Here is a 17,840-nt window from a genome sequence, read left to right on the forward strand (position 1 = left end):
GGGTTGCGGGGTCCTTTCCGCACCGTTGCGGGGTCCCTGGCGCTGTTGCGGGCCACCGGCGCCAGCTCAGCGCCCCGCCGGGCGCCCGGTACGCTTGTCCCATGCCCACCCAGCGCCAGATCAGCGTCCGCCGTGCCCCCAAGTACGTCCCCTTCCTCGTGGCGGGCGGGATCGTCGGGGTGGTCGCGGCCGCGTTCGTCTCCTTCACGGTCCCGGCGCCGGCGGACTACACCCAGGAGTCCGTGTTCGGGTACTTCATGGTCCTCTTCGCGGCGGGAGGCGTCCTGGTGGGCGCAATCGTCGCGCTCGTCCTCGACCGGCTGAGCGTGCGGCGCACCCAGCGCGCCGTCGTCGAGGAGGTCGACGACGACCAGCCGGCCGCCACCGCGCCCGCCGCCACCGACGACATCACCCACGCCGCCGCCGAGGGCGAGCCGACGCACGACGGCGGCGCCGCGCCGTCGTCCGCCGACGGAACGGGCGTCGAAGGCGACGGCAACCACGACGGCACAGAACGCGACGGCCGCTGAGCCAGCCCTCCCACCGCTGCCGTGTGGCGTGGATGACACACGCCGGGCAAGGCGTCGGGGCCATGAGACAATCGACCAGTGGTACGCGGTGACGGACTCCTCTCCCTCGACTTAGATCCCCTCGACAAAGGCCCGAAGGACGCCTGCGGCGTCTTCGGTGTGTGGGCACCCGGCGAAGAAGTCGCCAAGCTCACCTACTACGGCCTCTATGCGCTCCAGCACCGCGGACAGGAGTCCGCGGGCATCGCGACGAGCGACGGCACGCGCATCAACGTGTACAAGGACATGGGCCTCGTGTCCCAGGTCTTCGACGAGTCGACGCTCAACACGCTGACCGGGCACATCGCCGTCGGCCACTGCCGCTACTCGACCACCGGCGCGAGCCACTGGGCCAACGCCCAGCCCACGCTCGGCGCCACCGCGAACGGCACGGTCGCCCTGGCCCACAACGGCAACCTCACCAACACCGCGCAGCTGCGGGACATGATCGAGGAGCTCACGGGCGGCGAGCTCACGGGCGAGATGAAGCAGGGCAACACCTCGGACACCGCGCTCGTCACGGCGCTCCTCGGCGGCCGGAAGGGCGAGACGCTCGAGGAGACAGCGATGGCGCTCCTGCCCAAGATCCGCGGCGGGTTCTGCTTCGTGTTCATGGACGAGGGCACCCTCTACGCGGCCCGCGACGCCTACGGCATCCGGCCCCTGTGCCTCGGCCGCCTCGAGCGCGGGTGGGTCGTGGCCTCCGAGCAGTCGGCGCTGGCCACCGTGGGCGCGAGCTTCATCCGCGAGGTCGAGCCCGGCGAGTTCATCGCCATCGACGAGGATGGGGTCCGCACCCAGCGCTTCGCCCAGCCGACGCCAGCAGGCTGCGTCTTCGAGTACGTGTACCTCGCCCGCCCGGATGCGGCGATCAACGGCCGCTCCGTCTACGAGTCCCGCGTGGAGATGGGCCGCCAGCTGGCCCGCGAGAACACCCACGAGGCCGACATCGTCATCCCCGTCCCGGAGTCGGGAACGCCCGCCGCCGTAGGCTACGCCGAGGAGTCGGGGATTCCGTTCGCCCACGGCTTCGTCAAGAACGCCTACGTGGGCCGCACCTTCATCCAGCCCTCGCAGACGCTGCGCCAGCTCGGGATCCGCCTCAAGCTCAACGCGCTCGAGTCCGTGATCCGTGGGAAGCGCGTGGTGGTCGTGGACGACTCCATCGTGCGCGGCAACACCCAGCGCGCGATCGTGCGGATGCTGCGCGAGGCCGGGGCCAAGGAGGTCCACGTCAAGATCTCCTCGCCGCCGGTGAAGTGGCCCTGCTTCTACGGCATCGACTTCGCCTCGCGTGCAGAGCTCATCGCCAACGGCGCGAGCATCGAGGAGATCTCCCAGGCCATCGGCGCCGACTCCCTCGGCTACATCTCCGAGGACGGCATGATCACCGCGACCATGCAGCCGCGCGAGCGCCTCTGCACCGCGTGCTTCACCGGCACGTACCCGATCGAGCTGCCGAGCGCGGACAAGCTCGGCAAGAACCTCCTCGAGCGGCGGGACCCCGCCCAGGGCATCGCCCGGACCGTGGAGCCCGACGGCGACACCGTTCCCGTGCCGGTGGCCGACACCGAGGACGGCGGCCACCCGGGCTCGACCGGCTGCGACCCGGGCCCCGACTCGGAATTCGAACCCCTGCTGACCGAGGCCGACAGGAAAGAGACCGTATGAGCGCCAGCACCCCCGAGCAGTCCACGTCCCCCGGCGCTGCCGGCGCGTCGCCGTCGGGCATCGCGCGCCCCGCGATCACCTACGCTGACGCTGGAGTCGACGTCGAGGCCGGCGACCGCGCCGTCGAGCTCATGAAGGACGCGGTCAAGGCGACCCACAACGACTCGGTGCTGGGCGGCGTCGGCGGCTTCGCAGGGCTCTTCGACGTCTCGCGCCTGCTGACGTACAAGCGGCCGCTGCTGGCCACCTCGACCGACGGGGTCGGCACGAAGGTCGCCATCGCGCAGGCCATGGACGTGCACGACACGATCGGCTTCGACCTCGTGGGCATGGTCGTGGACGACATCGTCGTGGTCGGCGCCGAGCCGCTGTACATGACGGACTACATCGCGTGCGGCAAGGTGGTCCCGGAGCGGATCGCCGACATCGTCCGCGGAATCGCGGCCGCGTGCTCCGTGGCCGGGACCGCGCTCGTGGGCGGCGAGACCGCCGAGCACCCCGGCCTCCTCGGGGAGCACGAGTACGACGTCGCGGGCGCAGCCACCGGCGTCGTCGAGGCGGACGCGCTGCTGGGCCCGGACCGGGTCCGGGCCGGCGACGTCGTGATCGGCATGGCCTCCTCCGGCATCCACTCCAACGGCTACTCGCTCGTGCGCCGCGTCATCAACCACGCCGGCTGGGCGCTCGACCGGCAGGTGTCCGAGCTCGGCCGGACCCTCGGCGAGGAACTCCTCGAGCCGACCCGCGTCTACGCCGCGGACTGCCTCGACCTGGTCCGCGAGCTCAACGGCCCGGCTGCCAGCGCAGGCGCCGAACTGGCCCTCCGCGGGTTCTCGCACGTCACCGGCGGCGGCCTCGCCGCGAACCTCGCGCGCGTCCTCCCGCAGGGCCTCCTGGCCACGGTGGACCGCTCGACCTGGGAGCTCCCTGCCGTGTTCAAGCTCGTCGCCGAGCTCGGCGGGGTCCCGCAGGCGGACCTCGAGCGCACGCTCAACCTCGGCGTCGGCATGGTCGCGATCGTGGCACCCGAGGCCGCCGACGCCGCCCTCGCCCGGCTCGCGGACCGCGGCCTGTCCGCCTGGGTCATGGGCCAGGTGGGCGCGGACGACGCCGCGGGCTCGGCTGCCGCGGGCGACCCGGACTACGTGCAGGGCGCCAAGGGAGTCGACGGCGGGGCCGTGCGCCTCGTCAACGCCTACGCCTGACCCGCCACCCCGTTTCGGGTACAGCTCATCCACCCCAGAGGCGTTCCGGGTACGAGTCCTCGTACCCGGAACGCCTCTCGTGCGCTGTACCTGTACCCGGAACGGGGAGTCTGGCACGGTGGTGGCATGGACATGGAGGAGAACGCCCGGCCCGAGACCGCGACGGAGACGGCGACCGCGAGCGTGACCGAGACCGCGCACGGCCCGGCCCCGGCGTTCGACTGGGACCCCCGCAGCTCCGAGGTCCAGTCGGACCAGATCGCGGCCTACGACGCGATGCGGGCGAAGTGCCCGGTCGCGCTCGGCGCCCAGGGCAACTGGGCGGTGTTCGGGCACGCCGACACGAAGCGCATCCTCGCCGACCCCGGCACCTTCTCCAACGCGGTCTCGGCGCACCTCTCCGTCCCCAACGGCATGGACCCGCCGCGGCACGGGCCCTTCCGCGCGATCGTGGACAGGTACTACACCCCGGACCGCATGGCGGCATTCGAGCCCGAATGCCGAGCGATCGCCCAGCGGCTCGCGGCGGCGCTGCGCGTGCCGGGCGAGGTCGACCTCATGTCCGCGTTCGCCGAGCCCTTCGCGAACGAGGTCCAGTGCGCGTTCATGGGCTGGCCCGAGACGCTGCACGAGCCGCTGCGCGCGTGGACGCGCAAGAACCACGCGGCGACGCTGGCCATGGACCGCGCCGCGATGTCTGCCGTGGCCGTCGAGTTCGACTCCTACGTCCGCGAGCAGCTCGACATGCGCCGTTCCGCCGGCGACCTCGCCCCCGCCGACACCACGACCGAGCTGCTCGGCGAGCGGGTGGACGGCCGGCGGCTCAGCGACGAGGAGATCGTCTCGATCGTCCGGAACTGGACCGTCGGCGAGCTCGGCACCATCGCGGCGAGCGTCGGGATCATCGTGGACTTCCTCGCCGGCAACCCGGACGTGCAGGCCACCCTCCGCGCACAGAGGCACGACGGCGAGCTGCTCGCCCGGGCCAGCGACGAAATCCTCCGCATCCACGCACCACTCATCGCGAACCGCCGCCGCACCACGGCGCCGGTGACGATCGGCGACCGCGCGATCCCGGCGGGCGAGCGGGTGATCGTGCTCTGGGCCTCCGCCAATCGGGACGAGCGCGTGTTCGGCGACCCCGACGAATTCAGGCTCGACCGCAATCCGGCCGACAACCTGCTCTATGGGGACGGCGTCCACGCCTGCCCGGGCGCGCCGCTGGCCCGGCTCGAGCTCAGGATCGTGATGGACGAGCTCCTCGCCGCCACGGCGTCCATCGAGCGGGCGGACGAGGCCCCCCAGCGCGCCACCTACCCGGGCAGCGGGTGGAGGTCGCTGCCCCTGCGGCTGGGCTAGCTCCCGCCCCTCGGGGGTCACCTCCTGAGAGTCACCTCCCGGAGGTCACCTCCCCAGGCTCCGGGGATCCGAGTTCGGAGCTGAGCTCCTCGAGCGCCTCGCCGACATCGGTCCGCCAGCGCCAGTGGGCCCGGGTGTCTCCGCGCGTGGGGCCCTGGTTGACGATTCCGACAGGCTTCCCCGCCCGCCCCGCATCCAGGACGAACCGGAAGCCGCTCATCACCGCGAGCGACGAGCCGAGCACGAGGAGGCTCCGCGCCTCGGCGAGCATCGCCGTCGCCCGCTCCTTGCGCTCGGCGGGGACGCTCTCGCCGAAGTACACGACATCCGGCTTGAGCTCCACCGACCCGCACACGAGGCAGCCCACCATGCGGAAACGCTCGACCCAGCGCCCGTCCAGCTCGACGTCGCCGTCCGGGTTGACGGTGGAGGGGTCGTGCGCAACGGCTTCCGCGTAGCCGGGGTTCGCCTGGGCGAGACGCTCGTCCAGGTTCGAGCGGCCCTCGATCGCGCCGCAGTTGAGGCACATGACCTTGTCCAGGTCGCCGTGGAGCGTGACCAGGTTCCGTGTGCCGGCGGCGGCATGCAGGCCGTCGACATTCTGGGTGACGACGCCGGCCACCCGCCCCGCCGCCTCGAACGCGGCGAGGGCCCGGTGCGCGCGGTTCGGCTCGGCACGGTTCAGGTGCCGCCAGCCGATGTAGCTTCGCGCCCAGTAACGGTGGCGCGCCGCGGGGTCGTGGCGGAACTCCTGGTACGTCATGGGCCGGTGCTTGCGCCACGAGCCCTGCGGGCCCCGGTAGTCGGGGATGCCCGACGCCGTGGAGACTCCCGCACCCGTGAGCACCAGGACGCCACCGGCCCGCAGCATGCCAAGGATGCCGTCGCGTGCGACGGCAGGCGTCTGGGGTCCGACGGTTTCCGTCACCTCGCGTGCGATCGAGCGCAGGGCCGCAGCGTGGGCCCCGGCAATGGCGGGGTGTTCGAAGGGGTCCAGTGGCTCAGCCGATCCGGCGGGAATCCTCGTCCTCGTCCTCGTCGGCAAACTGATCGCCGTACTTGTCCTCGTACTCCGAGTAGTCGGGCTCGGAGTCGTCGGCGTACCGATGGGAAGAGTGGCTGGCCTGCGAGCCGAGTTCGCGCTCGAGTGCCGCGTAGTCAGTGGTCGGGCTGTAGTACTTGATATCCCGAGCCTGCTTAGTTGCCTTAGCCTTTTGACGGCCGCGCCCCATGGCGTGACCCCCTCTTTTGCCTCGTCCCGGAGGTTGTCGCGAAGGCACGCTCGCGAGGCCCCGGAGTCATTGATCAATTTGTCGTAGGTCTAGACTACATGTAATTCCCGCCGACTGCGTATTCGTGCGGCGTGTGCCACGTGCCGTGCGAACGAGAAGGAAGTGAGCCCTGCACATGAGCAGCCACAACGGCTCTGGCGGCCCACCCAACGGGTCGTTTCCGCCGCCTCCGCCCCGTCCAGACCGTCCCCCGCGTACGGGCGCACTACCCGTCACAGGGGATCCCAATCCGGGACGCGGGGATCAGCAGCGCAGACGCCGGCCCGATTCCCGGCGCAGGCTGATCATCGTGGTCGCTGCGGTGGTGGGCCTCGTGATCGTGGGCCTTGGGATCTGGGGAATCTCCGCACTGGTCGGCGGCGGCAGCTCGCAGAACGATGTCAAGGCGGCGTCCTACACCAAGGGCAACTGCTTCGCCGACTTCAACCCGACGGCGGACTCGAACCGGCGCGTGGACTGCTCTGAGCCGCACTCGGCGCAGCTCGTCGACCAGACCACCGCCGCTGCGGAGGATGCGTATCCCGGCCGGGACGCCCTCGAGGGCCGCGCGAAGGACCTCTGCGACAAGGTTTCCCTCAAGCTCCCGTCGGACTCGAGCAAGCTCAAGAAGCGGTACACCTACCCCACCCAGGAGGGCTGGGGCAGCGGCGACCGCCGCATCGACTGCTACGTCGAGAGCACCGACGGCAACACGCTCACGGCCTCGCTGCTGCCCTGACGCACCGACAGCGGGGTGAGCGCGGCGGTGGGCGGCATCCGAGCGGATGCCGCCCGCCGCCGTCGTGCGCACGACGCCGCGCGGCAGCTACCGCTCGGCAGGCTCCTTGCGCCGGACGCTCAGGCCGCTCGTGGCGCCGCTGAGGTCCTTGAGGTCCACGTCGACGTCCGCGACGTCCACCACCACGGTGTCGCCGTCCGCGACGTCACCGGCGAGGAGCTCGCGGGCCAGCCGGTCGCCGATCTCGCGCTGGACCAGACGGCGCAGCGGCCGCGCGCCGTACGCGGGGTCGTAGCCGGACATCGCGAGCCAGGCCCGCGCGCCGTCGGTGACCTCGAGGGTGAGCCTGCGTTCCTGGAGCCGCGCCTGGAGCGAGTCAACCTGCAGCTCGACGATCCGGGCGAGCTCGTCCACGGAGAGCGCGTCGAACATGATGACCTCATCGAGCCGGTTGAGGAACTCCGGCTTGAAGGAGGAGTTCACCACGCTCATGACGAGATCGCGCTTGGCCTGCTCGCCGAGCGTCTGGTCGACGAGGTACTGGCTGCCGAGGTTCGAGGTCAGCACGAGGATCACGTTGCGGAAGTCCACCGTGCGGCCCTGGCCGTCGGTGAGGCGGCCGTCGTCGAGCACCTGCAGGAGGATGTCGAACACCTCGGGGTGGGCCTTCTCGACCTCGTCGAGCAGGATGACGGAGTAGGGCCGGCGCCGCACGGCCTCGGTGAGCTGGCCGCCCTCCTCGTACCCGACGTACCCCGGAGGGGCACCGACCAGGCGTGCCACGGCGTGCTTCTCCGAGTACTCGCTCATGTCGATGCGCACCATGGCGCGCTCGTCGTCGAACAGGAAGTCCGCGAGCGCCTTGGCGAGCTCGGTCTTGCCCACGCCGGTGGGGCCGAGGAACAGGAACGAGCCGGTGGGCCGGTTGGGGTCGCTGATGCCGGCCCGGGCGCGGCGGACCGCGTCGGAGACGGCGGCGACAGCCTTGGACTGGCCGATGAGGCGCTTGCCGAGCTCCTCCTCCATGTGCAGGAGCTTCTGGCTCTCGCCCTGCAGCATGCGGCCGGCCGGGATGCCGGTCCAGGCCGAGATGACCTCGGCGATGTCGTCCGCCGTGACCTCCTCGGCAACCATCTTCGAGCCGCCGCCTGTCTGCTCCTTGGCCGCCTCTGCCTCTGCGGCGGCCGTGAGCTCGCGTTCTAGGGTGGGGATCTCGCCGTACAGGATCCGTGAGGCTTCCCCGAGATCGCCCTCGCGCTGGGCCTTGTCCGCGAGCGAGCGGAGCTCGTCGAGCTTGGCCTTGAGCTCGCCGACGCGGTTGAGCCCGGCCTTCTCGGACTCCCAGCGCGCGTTGAGCGCGGCGAGCTGCTCCTTCTTGTCCGCCATGTCCTCGCGCAGGGCAGCGAGCCGCTCGACGCTCGCGGCGTCGGTCTCGCCCTCGAGCGCCAGCTCCTCCATGGTGAGGCGGTCGACGGCGCGGCGAAGCTGGTCGATCTCCTCCGGCGCCGAGTCGATCTCCATGCGCAGGCGGGACGCGGCCTCGTCCACGAGGTCGATGGCCTTGTCGGGGAGCTGGCGCCCGGAGATGTAGCGGTTGGACAGCGTCGCGGCGGCGACGAGTGCCGAGTCCGCGATTGCGACCTTGTGGTGGGCCTCGTAGCGCTCCTTGAGGCCGCGGAGGATCGCGATCGTGTCGTCTACGCTCGGCTCGCCCACGAACACCTGCTGGAAGCGGCGCTCGAGCGCGGCGTCCTTCTCGATGTTCTCGCGGTACTCGTCGAGGGTGGTCGCGCCGATGAGGCGCAGCTCCCCGCGGGCCAGCATGGGCTTGAGCATGTTGCCGGCGTCCATCGAGGAGTCGCCGGTGGCACCTGCGCCGACCACGGTGTGGATCTCGTCGATGAACGTCACGATCTCGCCCTCGGAGGCCTTGATCTCCTCGAGAACGGCCTTGAGCCGCTCCTCGAACTCGCCGCGGTACTTCGCGCCGGCCACCATCGAGCCGAGGTCCAGGGAGATCAGCGTCTTGCCGCGCAGGCTCTCGGGGACGTCGCCGGCGACGATGCGCTGGGCGAGGCCCTCGACGACGGCGGTCTTGCCGACGCCGGGCTCGCCGATGAGCACCGGGTTGTTCTTGGTGCGGCGCGAGAGGACCTGGATGACGCGCCGGATCTCGGAGTCGCGCCCGATCACCGGGTCGAGCTTGCCGGAGCGGGCGACTGCGGTTAGATCGGTGCCGTACTTCTCGAGCGACTGGAACGTGTTCTCGGGATCCGGGGAGTCGACCTTGCGGTCCCCGCGGACGCCGGGCAGTGCGGCGCTGAGCGCCTCACGGGAGGCCCCCGCGTCGCGGAGCGCCTTGCCGGCTGCCCCGCCGTCGGCAGCGAGGCCGAGCAGGAGGTGCTCGGTCGAGACGTAGGTGTCCCCCAGCTGCTCGGCCTGCTGCTGTGCCGCCTGGATGACCTGGAGCCCCTGGCGGCTGAGCTGCGCCTGGGCCACGGTGCTGCCCGAGCTGGAGGGCATCGCCTTGATGGCCGTGCTCGCGGCGACGCTCACCGCGTCGGGGTCGGCGCCGGTGGCGCGCAGGAGTGCGACAGCGACGCCCTCCCGCTGGTCCATGAGCGCCTTGAGCAGGTGCGGGGGCTCGACCTGCGGGTTGCCCGCCGTCGAGGCGTTCATGGCCGCAGCAGAGAGCGCCTCCTGGCTCTTGGTGGTGAATTTGACGTCCAAAACGAGCTCCCTTCCACGCAGCTTCCGGACCCATCCAACCGCGCCGACCTCACTTAGGTCAACGCATCTAACTTGAGTGTATCGTGCTCAAGTTTCAGGACCAAGCTGGGAAGGGAGCCGCCCGCGTCCTGCTGGGAACGGACGCGGGCGACAGGTCAGGACGCACGCGCCGCCTGCGTGGGACGCGCTACCTCGCGGAGCCCTCCACGCCGCACGAGGCGATAGGCCCGCACGAGGACCACGATGCTGATGGCGATGAGCGCCAGCCCCGTGATCGGGTGGCCGGCTGCGGCCCAGACCGCACCCACGGACATCCGGTCGATGGTAGACCCGGTGAGCATGAGCGGGATCAGAATCGCGAAGGCCTGCACGAAGGCCACGAAGAGCAGGATCACGATTGCCAGCCAGATCGTCCCCCTGCCAGCCCGCGCCAGGGCAGCGAAGAGGATCAGTGCCAGAGCGAGTGCGGGCATGACGACCCGGCCGTTCATGGCGTGGACGGCGAAACCGTCCTCAAGGCCGTCGCCACGGCCGCCGACATTGAAGGCGCCGACCCCGGCGAGGTACAGCTGTGCGATGACGTCCGCCGCCATGAGTGCGGCGACAACAAGGAAGGCCTTGCGCATGATGATTCCTTGAAGAGCGCCCGGCTGGCCGGGCTATTCGGAGTGGAGGACGACGGCGGCGGGCACCCGAAGTGCGCGCCGCGCCGGAATGGCCGTGCCGAGGAGGGCGACGGCGAGGCCGCCGGCGGCGATCGCCAGCCCCGTGAGCGGGCTGAGGCTCCCCTGAGGAAGCTCGAAGCCCCACTGCGACCCCATGACGGCGTTCAGGAGGTAGTCCTCGAACCACAGGCCCAGGGGGATCCCGATGAGCGCTGCGCACACCGTCAGGACGGCGCCGAACGAGAAGACCATCGCAACGAACTGCCGGGCGGACATGCCGAGCGCTTTGAGGATCGCGTGATCGCGTCGCCGCTCCATCACGGCAAGGAACGCGACGTTGAAGACGCCCGCCGCGGCCAGCACGATGATCGCCGTCGCGAGGCCGCCCACCAGAGAGTTGAGGATGCCGAGGAACCCGTCGGCGTAGCCGCCCCAGATGACGGGCCTGGCCTGCAGGAGCGCGCCGTCGTCCTCATTGAGTGCGGCAATGACGCGCTTGGTGTCCGCCGCGTCGCCGAGCCTGACCTGGTACTGATTCGGCTGGGCGCCCGGCACGATCGACTCGAACGCTGGCCAAGGCACCCGAACCCCGAGGCCGCCGCCCGCAATGTCGTTCATAATCCCGGACACGCGCGCCGAGAAGGGCCGCCCTGCCACAGTCCCGGTGACCGTGTCGCCCACCCGCAGGTCCAAGTCCTTGGCGGTGCCGCCGGCAATCACTGCCTCGTCGGGTCCCGCGAACCAGTGGCCGCGTAGCGCCCGATATCCAAAGGCGGGAGCGTCCCCCCTCATTCCCGTGAGAGGAATGGACTGGGCTCGGCCACGGACGGCAAGCTGAGCCGTCGCAGACTGGAGGGTGGAGGCAATCTCGGGCCGCGCAGCAAGCGCAGCGCTCACTTCCGCGTCGGTCGCCTGCGGGGCGCGGACCACGTCGAAGTCCTGCGCCCCGCCCCAGCTCGCGCGGTCGGCGGCGAGCGAGGCAGCCGCAGGGGCAAACGTGAGCGCGAGCGTCAGAACGGCCAGGCCGACAGCCACCGCACCGAGGGTCAGCAGCGAGCGAACGGGCCGTCTGGCTACATCGACCATCCCCAGCCGGACCGCCCGCGGCAGCCCGAGGCGGTCGACGGCGGCCGCGAGCCTCGAAGGATGGCCGCCCCACTCCGGGCCATCCCGCAAGGCGACCACGGCGGGAACCCTGGCGGCGCGGACGGCCGGACCCAGTGCGACGAGGCCAACCAGACCGAGCATGCCAGCATAGAGCCCGACGTCCATGGGAAGGTCCACCGGGCTGGGGACGGGCACGCGGAGCGTGTCGGAGCTCGAGCTGAGGAAGGGAGCGCTCGAGGCGAGCCCGAGCGGCAGGCCGGCAAGAGCCCCGAGCGCGGCAGGGACGAGCATCTGGCCGATCACCGCCGCCACGGCCTGGGCAGGCGTCAGGCCAAGGGCCTTGCCCACGCCCAGGTCGCGGCGGGTGGCGAGGACGGATCCCGCGACGATGCTCGCCACAAGGAACACGACTGTCAGGAGCGCGGCAACCATGAAGACGTAGACCACGGCGCCGAAGGCCTGGGTTGCCCAGTTGGATGAAGACTTCGAGACGCTCCAGTACAGCGGGGCCTTGGCAACGGCACCGGAGGGAAGAATCCCGCCGATGGCAGCTGCGGTGGCTGCGAGCCGGGCGTCGCTGACGTCCCCGCTCACGCGGTAGGGTGCCAGCCACTGGCGTGCGGCATCTCCGCGTGCCACGGGAGCCGCCAGTTCGGCCGCGACTGCGGGCTGGACCCAACCGCGCTGGATGGAGCCGAAGGAATCGAACGCCATGAGGTCATCCACCTGCCCGACAGCCCGGAAGAGCCGCAGACCGCCCGCGGTCGCGACCGCGACATCCTGGCCGGTGCCGAAGTGCGCGCGGCCCTCGTCGAGCACCACCTTGTTGACCGCGATCTCGTCCGGCGAGCTTGGCCAGCGTCCGTCGACGAGGTTGAGCCTACCCACGGCACCGCCCGCGTCGGATCTCCCCAGGATCTGGATGGTCCTGTGCAGCTCGCCTTGTGCCGCAGGAAGCGTGACCGACTCCTGGACCTCCCCCAGAGCCTCAACCCCGGCGACCGAAGCGGTAGCCTCGACCTGCGCCCGGGTGACCACACCGGCGTCGAACGTCATCACGAGATGGGCGCCGTTCGTAGCACGGAACCCGTCCTCCCAGGCCGAGGTGCTGCGGAGGAAGACGGTGACGGCCAGCGAGGTCAGCGCCATCCCCATGAAGCAGATCACCGCGACGCTCACGCTCTGGAGCCGGTGCCGACGCACGGCGGCCCAGACGTAGCCCCACACTGCGCGCATGGCCGCTCACCGCCCCTCGTGGTTCCAGCCGATGAGTTCCCCGAGGGGGACGGCGCGGCGGGAGTCGAGCATCGTGTCATCCGCGATCCGTCCGTCACGCAGGGTGACGATGCGCCGCCCGTAGGCCGTGGCGAGCTGATGGTCGTGGGTCACGAAGAGGACTGTCTGGCCATGCTCGTTCAGCGCCGCGACAAGGTCCATGACCTGCTGCCCCGAGCGGCTGTCCAGGGCGCCCGTCGGCTCGTCGGCCAGTAGGAGTGCCGGCTCGTTGACGAGAGCCCGGCCCAGCGAGACGCGCTGCTTCTGGCCGCCGCTGAGGCTGTCGGGATACTTGTGCGCGAGGTCCGCGATCCCGAGGTCCTCGAGCACGCTCGCAACCCGTTCCCGCACAACGGCGCGCGGCCTCCCCGCGAGCTCCGCCGGCACGGCGACGTTCTCCGCGACGGTCATGGTCCCGAGCAGGTTGAAGAACTGGAACACGAAGCCGACGGAGACGCGCCGGAACTTCGCGAGCGCCGACTGGCCGGACGCACCGACGTCCACACCGGCCACCGTGACGGTCCCCGACGTCGGCCGGTCGAGGCCTGCGATGAGGTTGAGCAGCGTCGACTTCCCGCTCCCCGACGGTCCCATGATCGCGGTGAACTCGCCGCGCTGGACGATGAGGTTGACGGCGTCGAGTGCCACCGTCTCAGAGCCGCCGTCATAGACGCGGCTCACCTTCTGAAGCTGGACAAGTGCGGTCATGAGAACCACCCCTAAAGACCGGCAAGCTCCTCGGCGCAGGCGTCGAGCCATTTCAGGCTGGCTTCAGTATGGAGCCGTCCTGCCTGGAACAGCAGGGCCAGCGAGGCGCCTGCCGCCCCGCCGCCATTCCGCGCGGCGCGCTCCTGGTCTGCCAGGTCGCGCAGCCGCTGGAGGTAGGCGCGCCGCTGGGTGTCGAGGACCTGCCGGATCCTCTCCCTATCCGGGTCCTTGGCCCGGGCCAGCAGCAGCACCTTGACGTAGACCTCGTCCCGAAGCAGCTCGGGCTGCTTGTCCGGGCCGCTCAGCCACTCGGCGACGACGGTCCGACCCGCGCGCGTGGCCCGGTACGCCTGGCGCCCGCGGTCTCCGCGTTCACCGACCGCCTCCACAAGCCCGTCCCGCTCCAGCCGCTGCAGCATCTGGTAGACGGAGCCAATGTTGACATCCCACGTACCGCCGAGCATGTCCTCGAAGCGCTGCTTGACCTCGTAGCCGTGGAGCGCTTCGTCCGCGATGAGGCCCAGGACGCCGAATCTCAGGGACACCGGGCACCTCCTCCGCGAAACATGCTATGCATACGGCAAAAGTATATGACATATGCATATGGGGAGCAACGGTCTTCCATGCGTCCGGGGGGTGACCTCGGCTGCCACACGGGGTGACCTCGCCGCCACACGGGGTGACCTCGGCGCCACACGGGGTGACCTCGGCGTCACACGGGGTGACTTCGGCGGCGGTGGGATGCTGGATGGCATGGCGATCCTCATCGACTCCCCCATCTGGCCGGCGCACGGGACGGTGTTCGCGCACCTCGTCTCGACCACGTCCCTCGCCGAGCTCCACGGGTTCGCCGCAGCGGCCGGCATCCCCGAGCGGGCCTTCGACGAAGACCACTACGATGTCCCCGAGCGCCGCCATGCCGAGCTCGTGGGCCTCGGTGCCCTCGAGGTCACCGGGCGCGACCTCGCCCGGAAGCTCATCGCCTCAGGCCTGCGCGTCCCAGCCCGCGAGCGGGCCAAGGCGCTCGACCTCCCGCTGCGCCAGCGCTGGTCGAGGCTCATGCCAGCCCGTGAGGACCTCGGCCGCGAGCTCCTCGACCGCTGGTCCGAGCCCCATCGCCGGTACCACACGCGCGCGCACCTCTTCGCCGTTCTGACCGCCCTCGAGACGATCGCCGACGGCGACGCCTCATCCGCGCCGGTGCCGCGCGCCGTCGTGCTCGCGGCGTGGTACCACGACGCCGTGTACAGCGCGGGCGGCGCCCCGGGGCAGGACGAGGAGGACTCGGCGCGTCTGGCCGAGCACCGGCTCAGCGCGGCGGGGCTGGGCGATGCCGAGGTCGGCGAGGTGGCCCGCCTCGTTCGGCTCACCGCCGCGCACGCACCGGACGCGCACGACGTCGCGGGGCAGCTCGTGTGCGACGCGGACCTCGAGGTGCTGGGCCGGGATCCGCACGGGTACAGGCGCTACGCCGCGCGGGTGCGCGAGGAGTACGCGCACGTCCCTGAGGACGCCTTCCGCGCGGGCCGTGCCGCGGTGCTCGAGCAGCTCCTCGGGCTGGATCCCCTCTTCCACACGCCCGCAGCACGGCAGCTGTGGCTCGCCCGGGCGCGGGAGAACATGGCTGCGGAGCTCGCCCGCCTCCGGCCCTAGCCCGCCGTCTCCTGGCCGGACCGGGCGGCCCACTCGGCGACCGGGAGCCGCCAGTCGGTGTCGCCGTCAGGGGCCATGTCGACGAGGGACACCGCGCCCAGGATGAGCCGGTCTCCCCGGGCGACGCGGCGGTCGCCCTGAACCGTGATGTGCGGTCGGAAGCCGCGGCCGGTGTGCTGCGGGCTGTGGATCCTCCCGCCAGCCGCTGCGACGGCCACCCGGATGCGGTCATGGAGGGACTGGAGCGCGGTGTCCGGCTCCACGAGGCTCACCCGGACTCTGCCCCTGTAGCCGAAGTCGGCGTCGTGTCCCACCGTGACGTGCGGGGGCCCGAAGACGCCGAGGGCCCCGGACACCGCCTCACGGGCGGCCTCCGGGGCCATGTCGAATCGCAGGAGCGTCACGTGCAGGGGCCAGTGCCGCTTCCCGAACCGCTCCCCCACGGGGGCGGGCTCGACGAAGGCGACCGCGACGAACGGGTGGAGCCCGTCGGCAGCCGCGCCAGCCATGGTCAGGACTGCTGGGCACCCTGGCCGCTGCCGCCGTCGGCTGGGGTCTTGATGGCCGAGACCTCGAACTCGAGCAGGATGCGGTCGGAGACGAGCACGCCGCCGGAGTCCAGCGCCGCGTTCCAGTTCACGCCGAAGTCCTTGCGGTCGATCCGGCGGGAGCCCTCGAAGCCGGCGCGAAGGTTGCCGAACGGGTCCTTCTCGACGCCGACGAACTCGATGGGCACCGCGATCTCCTTCGTGACGCCGCGGATGGTCAGCTCACCGTTGACGATGAAGCTGTTGTCCTCGATCTGGTCGATGCGCTTGGAGATGAAGGTGATCTCGGGATAGTGCGGCGCGTCGAAGAAGTCGTTGGTGCGCAGGTGCTGGTCACGCTGCTCGTTGCGCGTGTCGATGCTGGCCACCTGGATGACGACCTTGACGGACGAGTTGGTGGGTTCGTCCACGTCGACGAAGATGGTGCCCTCGACGTCGTTGAACGCGCCGCGGACCTTCGTGACCATCGCGTGCCGGGTGGAGAAGCCGATCCGCGTGTGCGCCGGGTCGAACTTCCATTCGCCTGCCAGGGAACTATCGAGTTCGGGCATTGTGCCTCCTTGTCGGATCAAACCTATAGCGCTGCTCCGCCCGATTCCAAGACGCCCTGCACGGATGAGCCCGTCTGTCCAGTCAAAGAGGCCTGGCGATCGATTCAGCGGCCGTAGCCCGCCATCAGGCGGTCCGTGGGCACGATCTCCTTCCCGAGCGGCATGAGCGAGACGGGGATGAGCTTGAGGTTGGCGATCGCGAGCGGGATGCCGACGATGGTCATCGCCATGGTGATGGCCGTGGCGACGTGGCCGATGGCGATCCAGATCCCCGCAACGAGGAGCCAGATCACGTTGCCCAGAGTCGAGAAGGCTCCGACGCGGCCGCCGCGGTCCACGATGGTGCGGCCAAATGGCCAGAGCGCATAGGAGCCGATCCTGAACGACGCGATCCCCCACGGGATCGTGATGATGAGCGCGCAGCAGACGATGCCGGCGAGGAAGTAGCCGAGGGCCAGGACGAAGCCGCCGAAGATGAACCAGATCAGATTCAGGAGGGTCTTCATGGGACCAGTCTGCCCCTCCCCACGGAAAGGTCATAGCGGCCTCCGAGAAGGCTGCCGGCGGAGTTGCTACGGTGGATCAGCCATGTCCTGGATCATCCTCATCTGCTCGGGCGCGCTCGAGGCCGTCTGGGCCGCAGCGCTCGAACGGTCCCAAGGCTTCCGGCGCCCCCTGCCGACGCTCCTCTTCCTGGCCGCCCTCGCGGGCAGCATGGGCGGCCTCGCGCTCGCGATGGCCGAGATCCCCGTCGGGACGGCCTATGCGGTCTGGGTGGGGGTGGGCGTCGTGCTCACCGCCGGCTACGCGATGGCGTCCGGCGCCGAGCGCGGGGGCACGCGACGCACGACGGCGGCGCGCGTCCTCCTGCTCCTCGGCATCGCCGGGTGCGTGGCCGGCCTCAAGGCGGTGTCCTAGCGATGGCGTGGGCGGTGCTTCTGGCCTCGGCGGTGCTCGAGGCCGTCTGGGCAACAGCCCTCGGAGCCTCGCAGGGATTCACCCGGCCGGCCGAGACGGCCCTGTTCCTCGTCGCCACCATCGCGAGCATGGCCGGGCTCGCCTGGAGCGTCCGGCGCATCCCGCTCGGCACTGCCTACGCGGTGTGGGTCGGGGTGGGGGCGTCGCTGACGGTGGCGTGGTCCGTCGCCACCGGCGCGGAGGAGTTCAGCTGGCCCAAGGCGCTCTTCGTCGCCGGGATCGTGGCCTGCTCCGCCGGGCTCAAGGCGCTCGGAGGGCGCGCGGAGGCCGGCCCGCGGCAGGACTAGTCGGCGGACGAGCGCCGCACGCCCGTGAACGGGGAGACCCAGCGGGACGGGTCGGCCACCTGGAACTGCCGGCCGGAGATCTCGTCGGGGACGATGCGGACGAAGAACGCCTTCTCCCCGGACTGCCAGGGGAAGAGCGGCAGGGCCACGGCGTCGACGATCTCCGCGGTGTCGAGCACCGGCTCGAGGTGGCCATGGACCACGACCGACCAGGCCTCGCGGCTCTCGGCCTCGTACCCGTCCACTTCGAAGACCACCGGGAGGCGCCCCATCGACGCGCCGAGCTTGGAGCCCGGCGCGGTCCGGAAGAGGAGGGTGCCCCGGTCCACGAGGTAGTTGATGGGGAAGAGCTCGAGCCGCTCGCCTGTGCTGAACGCGAGCCGACCCACCACGAGCGTGCGGAGCCGCTCCCAGCAGTCCTCGTGGGCAAGCTCCCGTACGCCCTCGGACGTCGACGGAATGTGGCGCTCGTAGGTGCTCATGCAGCCAGTCTATGCCTCGGATCGGGCGGGACTTAGGGCCCT

General features: G+C 70.8%; 19 protein-coding genes. 8 read left to right on the forward strand and 11 right to left on the reverse strand.

From position 1 onward, the window contains the following. Positions 1 to 101 precede the first annotated feature (101 nt). The 4 genes from CGQ25_RS18520 to CGQ25_RS13430 all read left to right on the forward strand — a co-directional run bounded on the left by CGQ25_RS18520 (position 102) and on the right by CGQ25_RS13430 (position 4,804). Positions 102 to 530, forward strand: a complete 429-nt coding sequence (locus CGQ25_RS18520; protein ID WP_255405316.1) for a hypothetical protein — start codon at positions 102 to 104, stop codon at positions 528 to 530. A gap of 78 nt (positions 531 to 608) precedes the next feature. Continuing rightward, positions 609 to 2,240 (forward strand): amidophosphoribosyltransferase, encoded by a 1,632-nt coding sequence (gene purF, locus CGQ25_RS13420; RefSeq protein WP_208710371.1) that lies wholly within the window; start codon positions 609 to 611, stop codon positions 2,238 to 2,240. After that, a complete protein-coding gene (gene purM, locus CGQ25_RS13425) occupies positions 2,237 to 3,445 on the forward strand; it encodes a phosphoribosylformylglycinamidine cyclo-ligase (RefSeq protein ID WP_208710372.1) in 1,209 nt (402 codons plus the stop codon). Before purF ends, purM begins: the two co-directional genes overlap by 4 nt. A gap of 126 nt (positions 3,446 to 3,571) precedes the next feature. Continuing rightward, the gene (locus CGQ25_RS13430) at positions 3,572 to 4,804 is read left to right on the forward strand and encodes a cytochrome P450 (protein WP_255405317.1); all 1,233 of its coding nucleotides are present in this window, start codon (positions 3,572 to 3,574) and stop codon (positions 4,802 to 4,804) included. 31 nt (positions 4,805 to 4,835) lie between these two features. On the opposite strand, the gene CGQ25_RS13435 is transcribed toward CGQ25_RS13430, so the two are convergent. Together CGQ25_RS13435 and CGQ25_RS13440 are read right to left on the reverse strand one after the other, a co-directional pair. Then, entirely contained in the window at positions 4,836 to 5,801 is a 966-nt protein-coding gene (locus CGQ25_RS13435) for an NAD-dependent protein deacetylase (RefSeq protein ID WP_208713087.1), read from the reverse strand. Between the two features lie 4 nt (positions 5,802 to 5,805). Beyond that, entirely contained in the window at positions 5,806 to 6,036 is a 231-nt protein-coding gene (locus CGQ25_RS13440; protein ID WP_208710373.1) for a DUF3073 domain-containing protein, read from the reverse strand. Between the two features lie 349 nt (positions 6,037 to 6,385). Here CGQ25_RS13440 and CGQ25_RS13445 point away from each other — a divergent pair, with 349 nt between their 5' ends. Continuing rightward, positions 6,386 to 6,814, forward strand: coding sequence for a septum formation family protein (locus CGQ25_RS13445; RefSeq protein WP_208710374.1), 429 nt, complete (start codon positions 6,386 to 6,388; stop codon positions 6,812 to 6,814). Positions 6,815 to 6,901: 87 nt separating this feature from the next. Here CGQ25_RS13445 and clpB read toward each other — a convergent pair whose 3' ends face one another. The 5 genes from clpB to CGQ25_RS13470 form a co-directional block, all read right to left on the reverse strand. Next, positions 6,902 to 9,544: an ATP-dependent chaperone ClpB gene (gene clpB / locus CGQ25_RS13450; RefSeq protein ID WP_208710375.1), complete on the reverse strand. Its 2,643-nt coding sequence runs from the start codon at positions 9,542 to 9,544 to the stop codon at positions 6,902 to 6,904. A gap of 155 nt (positions 9,545 to 9,699) precedes the next feature. Then, a complete protein-coding gene (locus tag CGQ25_RS13455) occupies positions 9,700 to 10,170 on the reverse strand; it encodes a DUF6220 domain-containing protein (protein WP_208710376.1) in 471 nt (156 codons plus the stop codon). 33 nt (positions 10,171 to 10,203) lie between these two features. Further along, positions 10,204 to 12,552, reverse strand: a complete 2,349-nt coding sequence (locus tag CGQ25_RS13460; protein ID WP_208710377.1) for an FtsX-like permease family protein — start codon at positions 12,550 to 12,552, stop codon at positions 10,204 to 10,206. A 6-nt stretch (positions 12,553 to 12,558) separates the two neighbouring features. Beyond that, positions 12,559 to 13,299 (reverse strand): ABC transporter ATP-binding protein, encoded by a 741-nt coding sequence (locus CGQ25_RS13465; RefSeq protein WP_222703652.1) that lies wholly within the window; start codon positions 13,297 to 13,299, stop codon positions 12,559 to 12,561. Between the two features lie 11 nt (positions 13,300 to 13,310). Then, on the reverse strand, positions 13,311 to 13,844 hold the full coding sequence (locus CGQ25_RS13470) for a PadR family transcriptional regulator (protein WP_208710379.1): 534 nt from the start codon (positions 13,842 to 13,844) through the stop codon (positions 13,311 to 13,313). Between the two features lie 208 nt (positions 13,845 to 14,052). On the opposite strand from CGQ25_RS13470, the gene CGQ25_RS13475 reads away from it, so the two are divergent. Continuing rightward, on the forward strand, positions 14,053 to 14,952 hold the full coding sequence (locus tag CGQ25_RS13475) for a DUF4031 domain-containing protein (protein WP_208710380.1): 900 nt from the start codon (positions 14,053 to 14,055) through the stop codon (positions 14,950 to 14,952). On the opposite strand, the gene CGQ25_RS13480 is transcribed toward CGQ25_RS13475, so the two are convergent. From CGQ25_RS13480 to CGQ25_RS13490, 3 genes are all read right to left on the reverse strand, one after another. Next, positions 14,949 to 15,461: a 2'-5' RNA ligase family protein gene (locus tag CGQ25_RS13480; RefSeq protein ID WP_208710381.1), complete on the reverse strand. Its 513-nt coding sequence runs from the start codon at positions 15,459 to 15,461 to the stop codon at positions 14,949 to 14,951. The genes CGQ25_RS13475 and CGQ25_RS13480 overlap by 4 nt on opposite strands. Positions 15,462 to 15,463: 2 nt before the next feature. Then, positions 15,464 to 16,051 (reverse strand): YceI family protein, encoded by a 588-nt coding sequence (locus CGQ25_RS13485; protein WP_208710382.1) that lies wholly within the window; start codon positions 16,049 to 16,051, stop codon positions 15,464 to 15,466. A gap of 104 nt (positions 16,052 to 16,155) precedes the next feature. After that, positions 16,156 to 16,557, reverse strand: coding sequence for a YccF domain-containing protein (locus CGQ25_RS13490; protein ID WP_208710383.1), 402 nt, complete (start codon positions 16,555 to 16,557; stop codon positions 16,156 to 16,158). An 82-nt stretch (positions 16,558 to 16,639) separates the two neighbouring features. Between CGQ25_RS13490 and CGQ25_RS13495 the strand changes: the two genes are divergently transcribed. After that, positions 16,640 to 16,969 (forward strand): multidrug efflux SMR transporter, encoded by a 330-nt coding sequence (locus CGQ25_RS13495; RefSeq protein WP_208710384.1) that lies wholly within the window; start codon positions 16,640 to 16,642, stop codon positions 16,967 to 16,969. Between the two features lie 2 nt (positions 16,970 to 16,971). Continuing rightward, on the forward strand, positions 16,972 to 17,316 hold the full coding sequence (locus CGQ25_RS13500) for a multidrug efflux SMR transporter (RefSeq protein WP_208710385.1): 345 nt from the start codon (positions 16,972 to 16,974) through the stop codon (positions 17,314 to 17,316). On the opposite strand, the gene CGQ25_RS13505 is transcribed toward CGQ25_RS13500, so the two are convergent. Next, complete coding sequence (locus CGQ25_RS13505; protein ID WP_208710386.1) at positions 17,313 to 17,798, reverse strand: pyridoxamine 5'-phosphate oxidase family protein; 486 nt, start codon at positions 17,796 to 17,798, stop codon at positions 17,313 to 17,315. The genes CGQ25_RS13500 and CGQ25_RS13505 overlap by 4 nt on opposite strands. Positions 17,799 to 17,840: the final 42 nt, after the last annotated feature.

It is taken from the genome of Sinomonas sp. R1AF57 (assembly GCF_002224485.1).
GTDB classification, from domain to species: Bacteria; Actinomycetota; Actinomycetes; order Actinomycetales; family Micrococcaceae; genus Sinomonas; species Sinomonas flava.

Excerpts from the sequence above, each read along its gene's own strand:
- CGQ25_RS18520 (WP_255405316.1), top strand. The coding sequence starts at position 102 with ATGCCCACCCAGCGCCAGATCAGCGTCCGCCGTGCCCCCAAGTACGTC.
- purM (WP_208710372.1), top strand. The coding sequence starts at position 2,237 with ATGAGCGCCAGCACCCCCGAGCAGTCCACGTCCCCCGGCGCTGCCGGC.
- CGQ25_RS13430 (WP_255405317.1), top strand. The coding sequence starts at position 3,572 with ATGGACATGGAGGAGAACGCCCGGCCCGAGACCGCGACGGAGACGGCG.
- CGQ25_RS13440 (WP_208710373.1), bottom strand. The coding sequence starts at position 6,036 with ATGGGGCGCGGCCGTCAAAAGGCTAAGGCAACTAAGCAGGCTCGGGAT.
- CGQ25_RS13455 (WP_208710376.1), bottom strand. The coding sequence starts at position 10,170 with ATGCGCAAGGCCTTCCTTGTTGTCGCCGCACTCATGGCGGCGGACGTC.
- CGQ25_RS13460 (WP_208710377.1), bottom strand. The coding sequence starts at position 12,552 with ATGCGCGCAGTGTGGGGCTACGTCTGGGCCGCCGTGCGTCGGCACCGG.
- CGQ25_RS13465 (WP_222703652.1), bottom strand. The coding sequence starts at position 13,299 with ATGACCGCACTTGTCCAGCTTCAGAAGGTGAGCCGCGTCTATGACGGC.
- CGQ25_RS13475 (WP_208710380.1), top strand. The coding sequence starts at position 14,053 with ATGGCGATCCTCATCGACTCCCCCATCTGGCCGGCGCACGGGACGGTG.
- CGQ25_RS13480 (WP_208710381.1), bottom strand. The coding sequence starts at position 15,461 with ATGGCTGGCGCGGCTGCCGACGGGCTCCACCCGTTCGTCGCGGTCGCC.
- CGQ25_RS13485 (WP_208710382.1), bottom strand. The coding sequence starts at position 16,051 with ATGCCCGAACTCGATAGTTCCCTGGCAGGCGAATGGAAGTTCGACCCG.
- CGQ25_RS13490 (WP_208710383.1), bottom strand. The coding sequence starts at position 16,557 with ATGAAGACCCTCCTGAATCTGATCTGGTTCATCTTCGGCGGCTTCGTC.
- CGQ25_RS13495 (WP_208710384.1), top strand. The coding sequence starts at position 16,640 with ATGTCCTGGATCATCCTCATCTGCTCGGGCGCGCTCGAGGCCGTCTGG.
- CGQ25_RS13500 (WP_208710385.1), top strand. The coding sequence starts at position 16,972 with ATGGCGTGGGCGGTGCTTCTGGCCTCGGCGGTGCTCGAGGCCGTCTGG.
- CGQ25_RS13505 (WP_208710386.1), bottom strand. The coding sequence starts at position 17,798 with ATGAGCACCTACGAGCGCCACATTCCGTCGACGTCCGAGGGCGTACGG.